This window comes from Geodermatophilus chilensis (assembly GCF_002802985.1).
In the GTDB taxonomy this organism is placed as follows: Bacteria; Actinomycetota; Actinomycetes; order Mycobacteriales; family Geodermatophilaceae; genus Geodermatophilus; species Geodermatophilus chilensis.
The window spans coordinates 17,446-33,948 of the sequence record NZ_NVPT01000039.1; the positions used below are offsets into that span (position 1 = coordinate 17,446).

General features: G+C 74.0%; 14 protein-coding genes. 7 read left to right on the plus strand and 7 right to left on the minus strand.

Features of this window, described 5'->3' with window-relative positions:
- Positions 1–4: 4 nt before the first annotated feature.
- Both CNO22_RS08810 and CNO22_RS08815 read right to left on the minus strand, forming a co-directional pair.
- A complete protein-coding gene (locus tag CNO22_RS08810) occupies positions 5–1,495 on the minus strand; it encodes a PH domain-containing protein (protein ID WP_232806903.1) in 1,491 nt (496 codons plus the stop codon).
- Positions 1,492–1,998, minus strand: coding sequence for a PH domain-containing protein (locus CNO22_RS08815; RefSeq protein ID WP_100499007.1), 507 nt, complete (start codon positions 1,996–1,998; stop codon positions 1,492–1,494). Before CNO22_RS08815 ends, CNO22_RS08810 begins: the two co-directional genes overlap by 4 nt.
- Before the next feature lie 190 nt (positions 1,999–2,188).
- On the opposite strand from CNO22_RS08815, the gene CNO22_RS08820 reads away from it, so the two are divergent.
- Positions 2,189–2,518 carry a rhodanese-like domain-containing protein gene (locus tag CNO22_RS08820; RefSeq protein WP_100499018.1) on the plus strand — a complete coding sequence of 110 codons (330 nt, stop codon included), beginning with the start codon at positions 2,189–2,191 and terminating at the stop codon, positions 2,516–2,518.
- A gap of 236 nt (positions 2,519–2,754) precedes the next feature.
- Here CNO22_RS08820 and CNO22_RS08825 read toward each other — a convergent pair whose 3' ends face one another.
- Positions 2,755–3,909: a glycosyl hydrolase family 8 gene (locus CNO22_RS08825; protein ID WP_100499008.1), complete on the minus strand. Its 1,155-nt coding sequence runs from the start codon at positions 3,907–3,909 to the stop codon at positions 2,755–2,757.
- A 426-nt stretch (positions 3,910–4,335) separates the two neighbouring features.
- Between CNO22_RS08825 and CNO22_RS08830 the strand changes: the two genes are divergently transcribed.
- Genes CNO22_RS08830 through CNO22_RS08855 form a run of 6 tightly spaced genes read left to right on the plus strand, consistent with a single transcriptional unit; the run spans position 4,336 to position 11,677 of the window.
- Positions 4,336–4,842, plus strand: coding sequence for a GtrA family protein (locus CNO22_RS08830; protein ID WP_100499009.1), 507 nt, complete (start codon positions 4,336–4,338; stop codon positions 4,840–4,842).
- A 53-nt stretch (positions 4,843–4,895) separates the two neighbouring features.
- Positions 4,896–5,627, plus strand: a complete 732-nt coding sequence (locus CNO22_RS08835) for a dolichyl-phosphate beta-glucosyltransferase (RefSeq protein ID WP_157936866.1) — start codon at positions 4,896–4,898, stop codon at positions 5,625–5,627.
- Positions 5,628–5,650: 23 nt separating this feature from the next.
- Positions 5,651–7,120 carry a glycosyltransferase family 4 protein gene (locus tag CNO22_RS08840; RefSeq protein WP_198588195.1) on the plus strand — a complete coding sequence of 490 codons (1,470 nt, stop codon included), beginning with the start codon at positions 5,651–5,653 and terminating at the stop codon, positions 7,118–7,120.
- Positions 7,110–8,420 carry a glycosyl hydrolase family 8 gene (locus CNO22_RS08845; protein ID WP_157936867.1) on the plus strand — a complete coding sequence of 437 codons (1,311 nt, stop codon included), beginning with the start codon at positions 7,110–7,112 and terminating at the stop codon, positions 8,418–8,420. The genes CNO22_RS08840 and CNO22_RS08845 overlap by 11 nt, the downstream gene beginning before the upstream one ends.
- Before the next feature lie 6 nt (positions 8,421–8,426).
- Positions 8,427–10,061, plus strand: coding sequence for a glycosyltransferase (locus tag CNO22_RS08850; RefSeq protein WP_100499013.1), 1,635 nt, complete (start codon positions 8,427–8,429; stop codon positions 10,059–10,061).
- 23 nt (positions 10,062–10,084) lie between these two features.
- Positions 10,085–11,677 (plus strand): glycosyltransferase family 39 protein, encoded by a 1,593-nt coding sequence (locus CNO22_RS08855; protein WP_100499014.1) that lies wholly within the window; start codon positions 10,085–10,087, stop codon positions 11,675–11,677.
- 3 nt (positions 11,678–11,680) lie between these two features.
- Here CNO22_RS08855 and CNO22_RS08860 read toward each other — a convergent pair whose 3' ends face one another.
- From CNO22_RS08860 to CNO22_RS08875, 4 genes are all read right to left on the minus strand, one after another.
- Entirely contained in the window at positions 11,681–12,946 is a 1,266-nt protein-coding gene (locus CNO22_RS08860) for a glycoside hydrolase family 6 protein (RefSeq protein WP_198588196.1), read from the minus strand.
- Positions 12,947–13,069: 123 nt separating this feature from the next.
- On the minus strand, positions 13,070–14,710 hold the full coding sequence (locus CNO22_RS08865; protein WP_232806904.1) for a long-chain fatty acid--CoA ligase: 1,641 nt from the start codon (positions 14,708–14,710) through the stop codon (positions 13,070–13,072).
- Positions 14,711–14,712: 2 nt separating this feature from the next.
- Positions 14,713–15,384 (minus strand): DNA alkylation repair protein, encoded by a 672-nt coding sequence (locus CNO22_RS08870; protein ID WP_198588197.1) that lies wholly within the window; start codon positions 15,382–15,384, stop codon positions 14,713–14,715.
- Positions 15,381–16,503, minus strand: a 1,123-nt coding sequence (locus tag CNO22_RS08875) for a cytochrome P450 (protein WP_100499022.1), incomplete at its 5' end; no start/stop codon positions are given. The genes CNO22_RS08870 and CNO22_RS08875, both read right to left, overlap by 4 nt.

Here is a 16,503-nt window from a genome sequence, read left to right on the forward strand (position 1 = left end):
AGGCCTAGGGAGCCAGCGTCCCCGCCCACGTGCCCGACGACGCCGCCGCGGTGAAGCCGGGCACCTCGCCGGCGGCCATGTCCACCGCGGCGTAGCCCCCGCTGCCGGCGCCCACGCAGGCGACCACGGTGGCCAGTCCGGCCCGCCGCTGCAGCACGCTCTGCCGCACCTGCCAGCCCACGACGGCGCGGCGCTGCAGCACGGCCTGCTCACGCACCAGCCACCCGCTGCGCACGCTGAACGACCGCGGTCCGGCGGCGTGCCCGAGCGCGCGATACCGGCCGATGCCCATCGGCACGCCCAGGACGGTGAGGACGACGCCGGCGACCGGCACCCACCACCAGCCGAGGGCGGCCGCCGTCCAGGCCCCCACCGCGGTCACCAGCAGCCCCGCGGCCAGGGCCCGCGCCAGCCGGCGACGCAGGGCGGCGCGCGGGTGACCGGTCAGCGGGCCGGGGTCCTCGACCAGCCGGCCGAGCAGCCGCAGCGCCTCGGCGCGCGGGCCCAGCGGCAGCAGCTGGCCGCGCCGGTTGGCCTGGCCGAGGCCGGTGACCAGGGCGTTCACCCGCGCCGCGCGCGCCCAGCGCATGCCCAGGCCCTCGCTCAGCGTGCCGCCCCGGATGCGGTCGACCTCCAGCTCGGTGTGCCGCCGGGTGAGCAGCCCGCGGACGGCGACCAGCGAGCCGCCGCGCCGCACCAGCCGGTAGCCCCAGGTGACGACGGCCGCCCCGACCACCGCGGTCAGCGCCAGCAGCGGGACCGCGGCGACCAGCCCGATGACCAGCAGGTGCGGCGAGGGCTCCGGACCCGTCACGTCCGGCACGACGGCGTCGGGCAGCTCCTGCACCAGCCGGAAGAGCGTGCCGACGGCGGCCAGCGGGACGACGAGGTAGCTGCCGACCAGGGGCGCGTACAGCAGCCAGCGCGGGTCGAAGCGGGCGATCTCCTCCTCGGCGGGCTCCGGCCGGGCGTCGTCCCCGGTGGCGGGCGCGCCGGCGGGACGGCGGGCCAGCAGCCGCGCCCGCAGCCGGTCGCCCTCGGCGCGCGGGACGCCGTCGATGACGAGCTCCTCCTCGTTCGCCCCGACCGAGCCGGCCGCGGCGTCGATGCGGACCCGGACCAGCCCGAGCAGCCGGTGCAGCGGGGGGGCCTCGACCTCCACGCCGCGGATCCGGTCGTTGGGCACGGTGCGCACCGAGCGGGCCAGCAGCCCGCGGGTCACCACCACCGCCGTCTGCCCGTCGGCGTAGCCGAACCGCCACCAGCTGAGCACGGACGCGGCCAGGGACAGGGCGGTGACGACCACCGCCATGACGACGACGGTGAGCAGCCCGTCGTCCAGGCCGACCAGCGCAGCGACCGGGATGAGCACCGGCACCAGCTGGCGAGCCTGCCGGAAGGTGGCGGTGTGCACCAGCACCACGCGGGGTGAGGCCCGCAGCGGTCGGTCGCCGGGCGCGCGATCGCCGCCGACGTCCACGGCGGGCTCGGTCACGTCGCCTCGTCGCGGACCAGCTCGGCGCGCCGGGCGAGGTCGTCGGCGACCCGCTGCGCCACGTCGGCCTCCAGGTGCAGCACGCGGACCGTGCCCTGCGAGGACGCCGTCAGCACCGCCACCGTGGCCAGGCCGAACAGCTGCTGCAGCACCCCGCGGGTGACGTCGACGGTCTGGATGCGCGAGATGGGCACCAGCGTCCAGGTGCGGGTCAGCCAGCCGGTGAGGGTGTAGACCGCCTCGCCGGTGACCTCCCAGCGGTGCACGCGGTAGCGCACCCACGGCCGGATGCTGATCGTCACCCCTGCCTCCAGCACCGCGAACGCCACGAGCGCCCAGCGCAGCGGCGAGGGCAGGGCGCTCTCCGGGACGAGGGTCAGGACGGCGGTGACCACGGCGACCCAGACGAGCGCGCCGATCACCCCCTCGGCGACCCACAGCCCGATCGCCGAGCGGGACAGCGACCACGCGGGGTCGCGGACGGGCGCGGCGGGAGTGCTCATCGGCGCTATCCTCCCAGCGCAGCGGGCCGGCGGGCCGGTCGACGCCCCATCGTCCGCTGCACGCCCCCGGACGTCGACCACGGGACCGTCGCCGGTGCGCATGGCGTGTCTGCTGCGCCGATCCCGTGATCACCGCCGTGGTGCCGGAGCGGGCGGGCGCACACCCGGCCGGTGGCACGATGGGGTCGTGATGCCGCAGCAGGTCCCGACCGTGTCCGCCAGCGAGGTGCCCGAGGACGCCGTCGTCCTCGACGTCCGGGAGGACGACGAGTGGGTGGCCGGCCACATCGACGGCGCCACCCACATCCCGATGGGGGAGGTGCCGGCGCGGCTGGAGGAGCTGCCCGAGGCCGATCCGCTCTACGTCACCTGTCGCGCCGGTGGCCGCTCCGCCCGCGTGGCCGCCTGGCTCAACGCGAACGGCTACGACGCGGTCAACGTGGGTGGCGGCATGGGCGAGTGGGAGGCCGCGGGGCGGCCGATGGTGAGCGAGACCGGCCAGCAGCCCTTCGTGCGCTGACAGCCGGGGGAGCGCACCGGTCTGGGGTCGCGGCGTTCCCACGGGAACGCCGGCAAGCCGAACGCCTTGGCAGACGTTCCCGCCGGAACGTCTGCCGTACAGGTCGGGTCGTCCATGACGTGTCGACTTCCGCTCTGTACACGACCTGGAGCTGTTGATCAGCGCCCGTCGAGCAGCTGCGGGAGCCCGTCAGCGGGACGTTCCTGCGGAGGCCTGGGTTGGGCGGGTGAGGTCGGTCAGGTCGCGGCCGGCGCCGGCGGGCACCCGCCCAGCACGTCGTCGGTGAGCACCAACCGGCCCAGCGCGGCCCACGCCGCCCCGTAGTAGCTCGGGACCGACTGCGCCAGGTGGTCGGCGTCGACGAGCTCCTCGGCGGCACGGACGGTGTCCCCGGCCGCGGCCACCGCCGCCGCCTGGCCGGTCGCGGCGACCACCGACGCGCCCGGCGCGACGGGGGAGCCGCCGAGGTCCAGCTCGGCGGTGTCGCCGCCGCGGTCCAGCGGCCCGACCACGGCCGCGGCCAGGGCCCGGTCGGCCGGGTCGCAGGACTCGGCGAAGCGGATCGGTGTGCGCGTGGCGTCGTAGCCGTACCGCACGCTCTGCCCCCGGCCCATCGCCCCGGGCATCGCCTCCACCCTGCCGTCGGCGTGCACCTGGGCCCAGTCCGGGGGCAGCGGCGCCTGGTCGAGCAGCGAGCGGGTGACCGCCCGGCTGCCCACGGCCAGCTCCGTCCAGCGCGGGTCGCCCGAGGCCTCGGCGAGCACCGCGGTGGCCCCGGGGGAGGCGTAGCTCGGGTTGTAGGGGTAGGGCGCGGTCGTCGCCCACTGGCCGGCGATGAGGATGCGGCCGGCCGCCGTCTGCACGGTCTCCAGGTCGAGCACGGCCCGCCCGAGGTCCAACCCCGCGGTCGTGTACTCCGGTCGCCCGAACTGTCCGCCGGCGAGGACGAGGGCCCGGGCGGCGTCCAGGTCGGCGTCCGAAGCCGACGACTCGTCGACGACAGCGCCGTCGGCCCACCGCCAGCTGAGCAGTCCGTCGGGACGCTGCAGGTTCTCGCGCGTCCAGATCCAGACGGACTCGAAGGTCTCTGCGTCGCCGAGACCGACCGCCACGAGCATGGCGTAGGCCTGCCCCTCGCTGACGGTGTCCCCGCCCTGGTCGGAGCGCACGACCCGGCCGTCCTCGTCGACGTACCCGGTCAGGAACGCCCGCCCCGCCTCCGCGGCCGTGTAGGTGCGCAGCTCCACTGCGGTGGGAGCGGCCGAGGTGGGGGACGCCGGACTCTGGCCCCCGGTCGTGTCCCCGCCCCTGGTCCCCAGGGTGGCCGCGAGGACGACGACGAGCAGCGCGAGGGCACCGAGGCCGACCACGGTGATCCGTCGCCGGCTCACCTGGGTAGCCTCTGGCCGGTCCGCGTGCTGCGCGGAGGTGCCTCACGAGTCACGCCGGGCAAGATACAGACCGGGTCGTAGGGCATCCGTTACGAAAAATGTGATGAAGATCTACGGCGGGTCGACCTTCGGGGCGGCGCGGCACCCTGCATCCCGGGTCTGACCTGCGCAGATGTCGTGCCGTGCCGCCGGTCACGTGGCCGGGACCACAGGTCGACGAGGCGCTGGTGTGACGTACGTCATCCGACGGCGCGCGATTCCCTGACGCTCGGTGATCAAGCTGCTGCCGGTCGTCAGTGCCCGAGAAAGCGCAGCTGAGAGCCCTCTCAGGTCCGGGTAGCTTCGGCGTCCGGTACCACGGGGGGTGTCGAGGAACGGCTGCTCCCGAGGCGTCCGGCGTCCGCGCCGGTTGAGGGAGTTGTCTGAATGCTGCGAGCGCTCTGGCGTGCCCAGACCGCCCGGTTCGCCGTCGTGGGGTTGGTCATCACGGCGCTGCACCTGGCGGTCTTCCGGCTCGTGCTGCCGTGGTCGGTGCCCGAGGTCGCCAACGTCATCGCCTTCCTGACCGCCACCCAGGTGAACTTCGCGCTGAGCTACTTCTGGACCTGGTCGGCGCGCCGCCCCGTCGGCTCGGAGACGGTGGGCTCGATCCTGCGCCGCGCGCTGCTCTTCAACGGCTCGGCGGCCCTCGGGTTCGGCGTCAACGCCGTGGTCTTCTCCGCCGCCCACCGCCTCGTCGGCCTCGGCCCGATGGAGAGCGCCGTCGTCGCGACGGTCGTCAGCGCCGCGGCGAACTTCCTCCTCAGCTCCCGGTTCGTCTTCGCCCGCCGGGAGGTCCTCGCCGCTGCGGACCTCCCGGCCGCCCCGGGTCGGGGCTCCGGCCTCGTCCCCCCACTGGTCCCCCCGCCCAGCGCCGGGTGGGAGCGCGCGTGAGCGCCCCGTCGACCGGTTCTACGACCCGTCCGTCCGTGGAAGGTGCCCCAGCGGTGAGTCAGCGCAAGCCCGATCTCGACATCGTCGTTCCGGTCTACAACGAGGAGGCCCGGCTCGGGGCGACGCTGCATGCCCTCACCGCGCACACCGCTACCCTGCCGATGAGCGTCGCGATCACCGTCGTCGACAACGGCTCGGTCGACCGGACCGCCGAGCTCGTCGACGAGGTCGCCGAGCACCGTCCGGACAACACCGTGCTCCGCCTCATCGGCTGCGCGCGGCAGGGCAAGGGGGCCGCCGTCCGCCGGGGTCTGCTGGCCAGCACGGCGCGGTGGCGCGGCTTCTGCGACGCCGACCTGTCCACGCCCCCGCAGGTGCTCACCGAGGTCCTCGGCCACCTGGAGCGGGGCGCCCCCGTCGTCATCGGCTCCCGGCGTGCCCCCGGCGCGAGCTACGCCGTGCCCCAGCCCCTGGTCCGGCGGCTGGGCTCGTCGACCTTCCGGATGCTGACCCGTCCGCTGGTGGGCGGGGTCGCCGACACCCAGTGCGGCTTCAAGTTCTTCTCCGGCGAGGCGGCCGAGCAGGTCTTCCGCCGGGTGACCGCCAACGGCTTCGCCTTCGACGTCGAGGTCCTCGCCGTGGCCCGGCGCCTCGACATGCCGGTGGTCGAGGTGCCGGTCCGGTGGACCGACCAGGAGGGCTCCTCGTTCCACGTGTGGAGCCACGGCAAGCGGGTCGTCTCCGAGGTCGTCGCCGTCCGCGCGGCGCTGGCGAGGATGTCGTGAGGCGGGCGGTACCCGGCTCGTCCGTGGTGGTCCTGAATTGGCGGGACCGGCAGCACCCCGCGGCCGGCGGCGCCGAGCTTTACTGCGAGCGCCTCGCCCGTGAGCTGGCCCGGCGCGGTCACTCCGTCGTCCTCGTGACCAGCCGGCCGGCCGGCACCGCCGCCCGGGAGGACCTCGACGGCTACTCCGTGTGGCGGCTGGGCACCTGGTGGAGCGTCTACCCGCTGGCGCTGCTGTGGCTGCTGCGGCACCGGCGGTCGGTCGGCGCGGTCATCGACTCGCAGAACGGCGTCCCGTTCTTCAGCCCGCTGGTCGTCGGGCGCCGCACGCCGGTGGTCCTCCTGGTGCACCACGTCCACCAGGACCTCTTCACCCGGGCGCTGCGCCCGATGGCCGCTCGGCTGGCGCGGTGGCTCGAGGGCCCCGTGAGCCGCCGGGTCTACCGGCGTCGCACCGTGGTCGTCCTCTCACCGTCGGCGCGGACGCAGGTCCGCCGCCGGCTGCGCTTCGACGGCGCCGTCCGCGTGGTGCCCACCGGCGCCGACACGCTCGGCCTGCAGGGGGAGCGCTCCGCCGCGCCGCGGATCGTGGTCGTGGGCCGCCTGACGGTCTACAAGCGCCTGGACTCGCTGGCCCAGGCCATGGCCGAGGTCCAGCGCCGGGTGCCCGACGCCGAGCTGCACCTGGTCGGCAAGGGTCCGGCGCGCCGCGAGCTCGAGCAGCGGGCGGAGGCGGCCGGGGCGCGGGTGGTCTTCCACGGCCGGCTCTCCGACGCCGAGCGCGACGCCCTGCTCAGCACCGCCTGGCTGACGGTCAGCGCCTCCGACGGCGGGGACTGGGCCGTGTCGCTGGTCGAGGCCAACGCCGCCGGTGTGCCCGCCCTCGCCCGCCGCGTCAGCGGCCTGCGCGACACCGTCCGGCACGGCGAGACCGGCTGGCTCGTCGACGGCTCGGGCGACGGGCTCGCCGAGGCGATCGTCCGGGCGCTGGCCACGCTGAGCGACCCGGCCGTCGCCGGGACGATCGGCGAGCGGGCGCGGGCCTGGGCCGCCCGCTTCACCTGGGAGCGGACGGCCGACGGCGTGCTGCAGGCGATCGAGACCGAGCGGGCGCGCGTCGAGCGGGCGCACCTCGGTCACCGCGAGCGGCGCACGGGCAACGACCTCGTCGTCGTGCTCAGCGTCCGGCAGTCCGCCCTGCGCGCGGACTGGGAGTCCGCGCGGCGCAGCGGCGACGTGTGGGTCTCCGACGGCACGACCGTGCGCGGCCTGCTCGCCGGCGCCGACGAGGGCGACGTCGACACCGTCCTCGCCCGCCTCGGCGCCCGCCGGGACGACCCCTCGGTGAGCGTGCTGGTCGCGCGGCACGCCGACCTCATCGGCGGCCGCCACCTGTTCGACGAGCCGGTGGTGGACCTGATCGACGTGGCCGGTCGCACGTTCCCCGCCGACCCCCGGCGACCCGACGGGCGGGGTGGCCGGCATGCGGCTTGACACGCGCGTCGTCCCGGAGACCCTCCAGGACGACGACACCCTCCTGTCCTCGACCGCCCGGCGCCCGGCGCAGCGACGTCGGCGTCGTCGGCGCTGGGTCGCCGTCGCGCTCGTCGTCGCCGTGGTCGCGGCGGTCGTCGGCGGCGTCCGGCTCGCGGACGACGTCCAGCGGGCCGTCGCCCGGGTCGCGGCCGACGAGCCGATGGTCGCCTCGGGGAAGTCGGTGCTGGCCGACCTCTGGCGGGACTACCGGGAGACGTACCTCGAGTCGGGCACCGGCCGCACGCTGGACCTGCAGGACGGCGCGGTCACCACGTCCCAGGGCCAGAGCTACACCATGCTGCGCGCCGTCTGGATGGACGACCAGGAGACCTTCGCCCAGAGCTGGCAGTGGACGAAGGACAACCTGCAGCGCGACGACGCGCTGCTGGCCAACCGGTTCGGTGAGCTCGCCGACGGGACGTACGGCATCCAGCAGGACCTCGGCGGCGCCGTCTCCGCGACCGACGCCGACGTCGACGTCGCCCTCGCGCTGCTGATGGCCTACTCGCGCTGGCAGCAGGACGACTACCTCTACGACGCGCTGCCGATCGTCGACGCCGTCTGGGAGCAGTCCGTCGTCCGCGTCGACGGCGCGCCGGTGCTGGTGGCCGACGACCTGCAGCGCAACGGCGGCGACCAGGTGCTGGTCAACCCCTCCTCCCTCGCGCCGTACGCCTACCGCGTCTTCGCCGCCGTCGACCCCGACCGCGACTGGGCCGGGCTGGTGGACAGCTCGTACGCCCTGCTCGGGCGGCTCACCGGGGACCCGCTGGGCGCCGGCGCGACGGTCGGCCTGCCGCCGGACTGGGTGCACGTCGACCGGAGCACCGGGGAGCTGTCCGCGGTGGCCGGCGACCTGAGCACGCGGTACAGCACCGACGCGCTGCGGGTCTCGTGGCGGCTGGCGCTCGACCACGCCTGGTACGGGGACGAGCGGGCCCTCCGGCTGCTCGAGGGCCAGTCCTTCCTGGCCGACACCTACCTCGAGCAGGGTCGGCTGGTGGCCGCCTACCACCGGGACGGCACGCCCGCCGCGGACTCGGAGGCGCCGGCCGTGTACGGCGGCGCGATGGGCTACTTCGACACCGTCCGGCCCGACCTGGCCGACGAGGTCTACACCGACGAGCTGCTGCCGCTCTACGACCTGGACACCGGGGACCTGGACGAGCAGCTCACCTACTACGACTCCAACTGGGTGTGGTTCGGGATGGCGCTCCACCTCGACGAGTTGCCCAACCTGAACGTCTCCGAGGAGTAACGCGCCGTGTCACTCGCCCCCGGTCGCAGTGCGACCTCACGCCCGGACACCACCGGCTTCCTGCAGTACGTGCCCAACCGCGGCTTCCTCGTCCTGAACATCGTGCTGGCGGTCGCCTACACGCTGGTCATCAGCTTCGCCTTCGAGCACGGCAACTGGTTCCTGTTCGCTGCCCTGCTGGCCACCGAGCTGTTCCACCTGGCCCAGATCGTCGGCTACTGCTGGACGGTCTGGGGCCGCGACACCACGCGCCTGTTCGACCCGCACTTCAGCGAGCCGGTCGACGTCTTCATCACCGTTTGCGGTGAGCCGGTGGACGTCGTCCGCGAGACCGCCCGCGCCGCGAAGGCGATGGCCTACCTGGTGCCCTTCCGCGTGTTCCTGCTCAACGACGGGCTGGTCGCGGGCAAGGAGGACTGGCGCGACATCGAGGAGCTGGCCGACGAGCTCGACGTCACCTGCATCACCCGGGTGACGCCGGGCGGGGCGAAGGCCGGCAACATCAACCACGCCCTCTCTCGCACGCACAGCCCGTTCTTCGTCGTGTTCGACGCCGACCACGTGCCCCACCGGGACTTCCTGACCGAGGTCATGGGCTACTTCGCCGCCGACGACATGGGCTTCGTCCAGACGCCGCAGTTCTACGCCAACCAGGACCGCAACCGGATCACCCGCGTGGCGTGGGACCAGCAGACGCTGTTCTTCGGGCCGATCATGTCCGGCAAGAGCCGGCTGGACTCGGCGTTCATGTGCGGCACCAACATGGCGGTGCGGCGCAGCGCGATCGTCGAGGCCGGCGGCATGTGCGAGTTCAACATCGCCGAGGACTTCCTGACCTCGCTGTTCATGCACGAGCGGGGCTGGAAGAGCGTCTACGTGCCCAAGGTCCTCGCGGAGGGGCTGGCCCCGGACGACTTCCTGAACTACTACAAGCAGCAGTTCCGGTGGACCCGGGGCAGCCTCGAGGTGATCTTCAAGTACAACCCGCTGCTGCGGCGGGGGCTGACCACGAGCCAGAAGCTGCAGTACCTGCTGTCGGCGAGCTACTACCTCTCCGGCTCGGTCATCCTGCTCGACGCGCTGCTGCCGATCGTCTTCCTGCTCACCGGCGAGACGCCGGTCGTGACGTCGACGATGACGCTGGCGCTGGTCTTCGTGCCCTACATGTGGATCAACCTGTACGTGCTGCAGCGGACCAGCAACTTCGCCTACAGCTACCAGGCCATCGCCTTCTCGCTGAGCGCCTGGTGGCTGCAGATCACCGCGATGGCGGCGGTGCTGACCAACCGTAAGACGTCCTTCGCCGTCACCAGCAAGACCGCCACCGACGGCGCCCGGCCGAACTTCCTGCGGCTGGTCGTGCCGCAGCTGGTCTACGCGGCCGTCGCGCTGGTCGCGCTCCTGGTGGGCTACGCCCGGGAGGGCGCCAGCGCCTCGCTGATGGCCAACGTCGCCTGGTTGACCGTGCACCTGGCCATCTCGGTGCCGTTCATCGTGGCGGCCTCGCCGTCCCGCGCGCCCCGCGGCGCGCTGCTCGTCCCCGCGTCGTCCCCGTCGCCGTCGGCCCCGGCCGGCCGGCACCGGGCGCCCACGCGGACCACCCCGTCGGTGGAGCCGGCCCTGCAGCCGGCCCACGACTGAGCCGCCGCGAGGAGCCCCGCGCCATGAGCACCGCGTCCACCGACCTGCTCCCCGCCCCGCCGTCGCCCGTCGTCGGCACGCGCCCGCGCGCCCGCCGGGAGTCGCGCCTCATCGTCCCCCGCCGGGCCGGCGACCCCGTCGTCGTGGCCGTCGTCCACCTGCTGTGCCTCGGGCTGGTCCTGCTGGGCGCCCGGGCGGAGTTCCTGCGCAACTCGATCCGCCTGGACGAGGCGCAGAGCCTCTGGCAGACCAACCACAGCTACGGCTCGCTGCTGCGGATCATCGCCGAGGACGTGCACGTCCCGCTGTACCACGTGCTCCTGCGCACCTGGCGGCTCGTGCTCGGCCCCGACGTCCAGACCGCCCGGCTGCTGTCGCTGGTGTTCCTGCTGGCCGCCGTCCCGGTCTTCTACCTGGTCGCGCGCAAGGTCCTCAGCACGCCGTGGGCGCTGTTCGCCCTCGTCGTCTTCAGCTGCTCGCCGTTCCTGCAGTGGTACGGCAGCGAGGCCCGCATGTACTCGATGCTGGTCCTGGTCACCCTGGTCAGCCAGTACTGCTTCCTCACCGTCGTGACCACCGGCCGGCGGGCCGCCTGGATCGGGTACGCCGCAGCCGCCGTGGTCGGCATCTACACGCACTACTTCTTCGCGTTCGTGCTGGCCGCCCAGGGCATCTACGTCCTGCTGATGTGGCGGCGGCTGCCGCGCACGGCGATCGTGAAGATCGCCGGGGTGGCCGCGCTCGTGGGTGCTGCCTACCTGCCGTGGTTCCTGTACTTCCGCGCCAACGGGTCGGCGTCGCAGACCCGGCCGAACCTGCCCGAGCCGTCGTCGGTCGACTTCTCGAACGTCTACTCGCAGTTCCTCTTCGGCTTCCAGAGCGACCCGATCAACACCGTTCTGGTCTCGGCCTGGCCGCTGCTGGTGCTCGGGGCGCTGGCCAGCGTGCGGGTCGGCGTCCGGCTGGACCGGGCGACGGCCTACCTGGTCGTGGCCGCCTTCGTGCCGGTGGTGCTCGCCTTCGTCGTCAGCCACCTGGTGACGCCGTTCTTCCTGAGCCGCTACATGATCGCGGCGCTCCCGGCGCTGCTGCTGCTCCTCGTGCGCTTCACCAGCACCCTCACCAGGCCGGTGGCCCGGGGACTGGCGGCCGCCCTGCTGGGCGTCACCGTCCTCGGCACGGTGGTGCAGGCGGCCAACCCGGACACCCCGGTCGACGAGGACTACCGCACGGCCGCCCAGCTGGTGGAGGACGGCGCCACGCCGCAGGACGTCGTCGTCCTCAGCTCGTCGTTCACCGTCTACCCGTTCGAGTACTACTACGACGGGGCCGCCCGCACGGCCACCCTGCCGCTGTGGGACCGGGAGGGCCCCGCGTCGGCGTTCGACCCCGCCCGGCTGCCCGAGCAGGTCGCCTCGCTCACCGAGGGGCACCAGTACGTCTACCTGCTGCTCAGCTACGACCAGGGGTACGAGGAGGACGTCTTCCAGTACTTCCAGCAGAACTTCGAGCAGAGCGCCTCGTACGAGCCCTCGCCCGGACTGCGGCTGCTCGTCTACCGGGTGGGTTACGACGAGCTGCCGCCGGCCGGCGAGCTGGCGGGTGTGGGCGGCTGACCGCTACCCGTTGCGCACCAGCCCGATCGCGTAGGTGTCCCAGAAGGTGCCGGCCGTCGGGCCGCCGTTGCAGGTGCCGTCGGACTCGCCGGGGCGCTTGACCCACAGGTAGGCGTCGACGCGGGCCTGCCCGGTCTGCGCCGTCGGCCGCTCGCCGAGGGCGCGGCCCGGGGGGTTGCACCAGTCGGTGCCGGGGCCGTTGCCGTTGCGGCTGGTGTCGACGACGAAGTGCGCCCCGTCCAGCAGCGCGGAGACCTGCTGGCCGTAGGCGACGTTGGCCGCGGTGGTCTCGAAGTTGGAGACGTTCAGCGCGAAGCCGTCGGCGGCGGTCGCCCCCGCGGCGCGCAGCCGCTCGGCCATCGTCGCGGCGCCGACCCAGGCCGCGTGCCCGGCGTCCAGGTACGTGTGGGTGCCGGGGTTGGCCTCGAGCAGGCCGACCGCCGAGCGGAGCATCGACAGCCGCTCGGCCGGGTCGCCGCACAGCTGGGCCAGCGCGTCGGGCTCCACGACGACGACCGCCTTGGCGTTGCCGATGCCGGCCGCGACCGCCTGCACCCAGCCGAGGTACTCGGCCGAGGAGCCGACGCCGCCGGCGGAGTACCCGCCGCAGTCGCGGCCGGGGACGTTGTAGGTCACGAGGACCGGCACGGCGCCGGCGGCCTGCGCGGCGGCGACCTCCCGGCGGACCGTCGCGGTCACGTCGCCGCTCCACGCACCCAGCCACAGCGCCGTGGGCGAGCTCGCCAGCTCGGCGAGGGCCGCGGCGTCCGCGGCGCTGCGACCCGGCTCCGTCGCGGCCTGGGCCGCGCCGGTGTTCGGGCCGTAGAAGGTCATCCCGGCGAGCGGGTTGTCGGTGGTGGCGGGCGGGACGGCGGTCGAGGAGGGTGCCGGGGCCGACGTGGTGACGGGCGCGCCGGACGTCGGAGCGGTGGTCGCGGAGGCGGTGCTCGTCGGGGCCGGGGCGGTGGTGGTCGCCGTCGCGCTCGCGGTCGACGTGGTCGGCGCGGGGGCGGCCGTCGTCTGCGTGGGGGCCGGCGCCGTCGTGGGGGCGCTGCGGGTCTTGCGGGCCTGCTCGACGACGGCAGCGGCTTCGGACGGCGCCTCGGGGGCGAGCAGCGACGGCGCGAGCAGCCCCGCGCCGACCACCGCGGCGGCGAGGCCCGAGGCCCACACTCGGCGCCGGCCGCGCTCCGACCGGTGCCGGCCCGGGGTGGTGGACGAGGCGTCGGTCGGTCGTTCCGACGAAGGACGGGTCGGGGCGAACACCATGAGCACAAAGTAGTCGAGCGCTTCCGAATCGTCACTATCGGATAGCACTCAGCGTGTTCGAGCCCCTCCGCGGGGTGATGTGACGGGTGGGTCCGTCCGCCGGGGCGGACGGACCCACCGGGCTCAGCCGCGCGCGGGGAACTCCGCGAACCGGGTGCGCAGGTCCTTCTTGGAGAACTTGCCGACGCTGGTCTTGGGCACCTCGTCGATGAACTCCACCGCGTCGGGCAGCCACCACTTGGCCACCTGCGGCTTCAGGTGCTCGAGGATCTCCTCCTCCGTCGCCGTCTCGCCCTCCTTGAGGACGACGCAGGCCAGCGGGCGCTCGTCCCACTTCGGGTGCGGGACGCCGACGACCGCGGCCTCCTTGACCTTCGGGTGGCTCATGATCGCGTTCTCCAGGTCGACCGAGCTGATCCACTCGCCGCCGGACTTGATGAGGTCCTTGGTGCGGTCGGCGATCCGGATCGAGCCGTAGGCGTCCATCGCGGCGACGTCGCCGGTGCGCATCCAGCCGTCCGGTGTCGTGAGCTCCACGCCGGCGTCGGGGTTGTAGTAGTCCTTCGCGCACCACGGGCCGCGCACCTGCAGCTCGCCGGTGGCCTTGTCGTCCCACGGCTGGGGCTCGAGGGTCTCGGCGTCGACGATGCGCGCCTCCACGCCGAGGAACGGGATGCCGGCGCGGGCGCGCTGGTCGGCCTTGGTCGCGTCGTCGGCGTCCATGTACCGCGGGGGCAGGATGCCCGACGAGGCGACCGGGTGGGTCTCGGTCATACCCCAGGCCTGCAGGATCGCCAGGCCGACCTGCTCGCGGTAGGCCTCGGACAGCGCCTTGGGCACCGCCGAGCCGCCGCAGCCGATCTCCCGCAGCTCGTGCGGGCGGCCGGCGAGGTGCGGCAGCACGCCCTGCCAGATGGTCGGGACGCCGGCGGTGAAGGTGACGCCCTCGTTGACGATCAGGTCGGCCAGCGCCTCGGGCTGCATCATCGGGCCGGGCATCACCAGCGAGGCGCCGGCGGCGGGCGCCGCCTGCGCGATGCCCCACGCGTTCGCGTGGAACATCGGCACGACCGGCATCGCGACGTCCTGGATGCCCAGGCCGAAGGCGTTGGGCGCCATCACGCCCATGGTGTGCAGGAACGTCGAGCGGTGCGAGTAGACGACGCCCTTGGGGTTGCCCGTCGTGCCGCTCGTGTAGCACATCGATGCGGCGGAGTTCTCGTCCGTGACGTGGAAGTCGACGGGGGAGGCCTCGGCCAGCAGGGTCTCGTAGTCCAGCACCCGCGGATCGTCGGGGACGTCCGCGGTGCCGCCATCTTCCATCACGACGACGTGCCGGACGGTCTGCATCGTGTCGATGAGCGGCCAGAGCAGCGGCAGCACCGAGCGGTCGACGAAGACGACCTCGTCCTCGGCGTGGTTGGCGATGTAGGTCAGCTGCTCGGGGAACAGCCGGATGTTGAGCGTGTGCAGCACGCGGCCGGTGCTCGGTGCGGCGAAGTAGAGCTCCAGGTGGCGTTGGCTGTTCCAGCCGAAGGTGCCGACCCGGCCGTCGGCGCTGATGCCGAGGGTGTCGAGCACGCCGCCGAGCCGGCGGGTGCGCTCCGCCCACTCCGCGTAGGTGACCCGGGTGACCCCGCCGGGGCCCGCGGTGGCGATCGTCCCGTCGCCGTAGTGCTGCTCGACGTGGCGGAAGATCGCGTCGATGGTGAGGGGGTAGTCCTGCATGAGGCCGCGCATGAGCGGCATCGTGCCAGTGACCACGCTCACCATCCACCAGGAGGGCGCCGCTCCAGCTCCCGCAGGACGTCGACGCCGACCCAGCGGGCGCCACGGCCCCGTGACCTCAGCTGCTGCGCCGTCTCGGCGGCGCGGGCGTGCAGGTCGGGGCTGCGCTTGCCGATCTGCCGCAGCGCCCAGCTCGCCCCCTTCCGGACGATGGGCCGGTCGTCGTCCGCTCGCTCGGCAACCGCGCGCAGGAACGGCTCGAACCGGTCGTCGTCCGACCGCTTGTCCGCCACTGCGAGCCCGGCCATGACGGCGAACCCGGCCCGTTTGACGAACGGCTCCGGCCGCCCGCTCCACTCCAGCGCCTTGGCCCAGGCGAAGGGGGTGTGCCGGACCAGGTTCTGGCAGACCTGGTCGCACACGTCCCACGGGTCGAACGCGGCCGCCCACTCGTCGAGCTGTCGCTCGTCCACCGCTGCCGGCTCCTCGACCAGGCTGGCCAGGATCCGGGCCTCGTGGACGCCGGAGCTCCACAGGCCCGCGGCCAGCTCGTGCGAGCGGCCCAGCTCCTTGGCCAGCGCGCGCAGCTCGGTCACCGTGACGCCGAGGGTGTCGGCGCCGCCGATGCCGTAGCGGGCCATCCCCTCCAGCTGCGCCGGGTCGGCCAGCCCGTGCAGCCGGCTGAGCACCTCCGCGACGTCGAGCGTCACCGGGTCAGGACGACGGGCAGCTCGGCCAGGCCGCGGATGACGAACTCGGGACGGCGCACCGGCGCCCCGCCGAGCTCCAGCCGGGAGGTGCGCTCCAGCAGGGCGCCGAAGGAGGCCTGGAGCTCGACGCGGGCCAGCGGGGCGCCGATGCAGAAGTGCACGCCGGCCCCGAAGGTGATGTGCGGGTTGTCGGTGCGGCCGACGTCCAGGGTGTCCGGGTCGGCGAACACCGCCGGGTCGCGGTTCGCGGCCCCGAGCAGCGCGGCGACCTTCTGCCCCTCCCGCACGGTCACGCCGCCCACCTCGACGTCGGCGGTCGCCGTCCGCTCGAACAGCTGCAGCGGCGAGTCGAACCGCATGAACTCCTCGACCGCCGTCGGCAGGAGGCCGGGGTCGGCGCGCAGCCGCGCCAGCTGGCCGGGGTGCTCGAGCAGCGCCAGCAGGCCGTTGCCGCTCACGTTGACCGTCGCCTCGTGGCCTGCGTTGAGCAGCAGGATGCAGGTGGTCACGAGCTCGTCCTCGGTCAACCGGTCGCCGTCGGCGTCCCGGACCGTGACCAGGTGCGAGAGCAGGTCCTCGCCGGGGGCGCGCCGGCGCTCGGCCGCCAGCCCGCGCAGGTACGTGACGAACTGGTCCGCCGCACGCTCGGCGGCGTCCTCGACCGCCGTCGTCCGGCCGTACTCGTACATCTTCACGATCGCGTTGGACCACGGCCGCAGCAGCGGCCGGTCGGCGTCCGGGACGCCGAGCAGCTCGGCGATGACGGCGACCGGCAGCTCCTCGGCCATCCCGGAGAGGACGTCGACCGGCTCGGTGCCGCCGGAGCGCTCGACCAGGCCGTCGACCAGCTCGCCGGCCAGCTGCTGCACCCACGGCCGCAGCCGCTCGACGTGCCCGCGGGCGAAGGCGGCGCTGACCAGGCGGCGCAGCCGGGTGTGGTCCGGCGGCTCCATCTCCAGCAGCGCGTTGCGGTGGATCAGGTTGAAGGAGCCGAAGCGCCCGGCCGGCTCCCGGTCGCGCCAGAGGCGGCCCAGCCGGCGGTCGCGCAGGACGGCGTTGCTCTCGGCGTGGGTGAACGCCAGCCACAGCCCCAGGACCTCGTGCCACTGCACCGGCGCC

Coding starts and splice junctions, on each gene's coding strand:
- CNO22_RS08815 (WP_100499007.1), bottom strand. CDS start 1,998: ATGAGCACTCCCGCCGCGCCCGTCCGCGACCCCGCGTGGTCGCTGTCC.
- CNO22_RS08820 (WP_100499018.1), top strand. CDS start 2,189: ATGCCGCAGCAGGTCCCGACCGTGTCCGCCAGCGAGGTGCCCGAGGAC.
- CNO22_RS08830 (WP_100499009.1), top strand. CDS start 4,336: ATGCTGCGAGCGCTCTGGCGTGCCCAGACCGCCCGGTTCGCCGTCGTG.
- CNO22_RS08845 (WP_157936867.1), top strand. CDS start 7,110: ATGCGGCTTGACACGCGCGTCGTCCCGGAGACCCTCCAGGACGACGAC.
- CNO22_RS08855 (WP_100499014.1), top strand. CDS start 10,085: ATGAGCACCGCGTCCACCGACCTGCTCCCCGCCCCGCCGTCGCCCGTC.
- CNO22_RS08860 (WP_198588196.1), bottom strand. CDS start 12,946: ATGGTGTTCGCCCCGACCCGTCCTTCGTCGGAACGACCGACCGACGCC.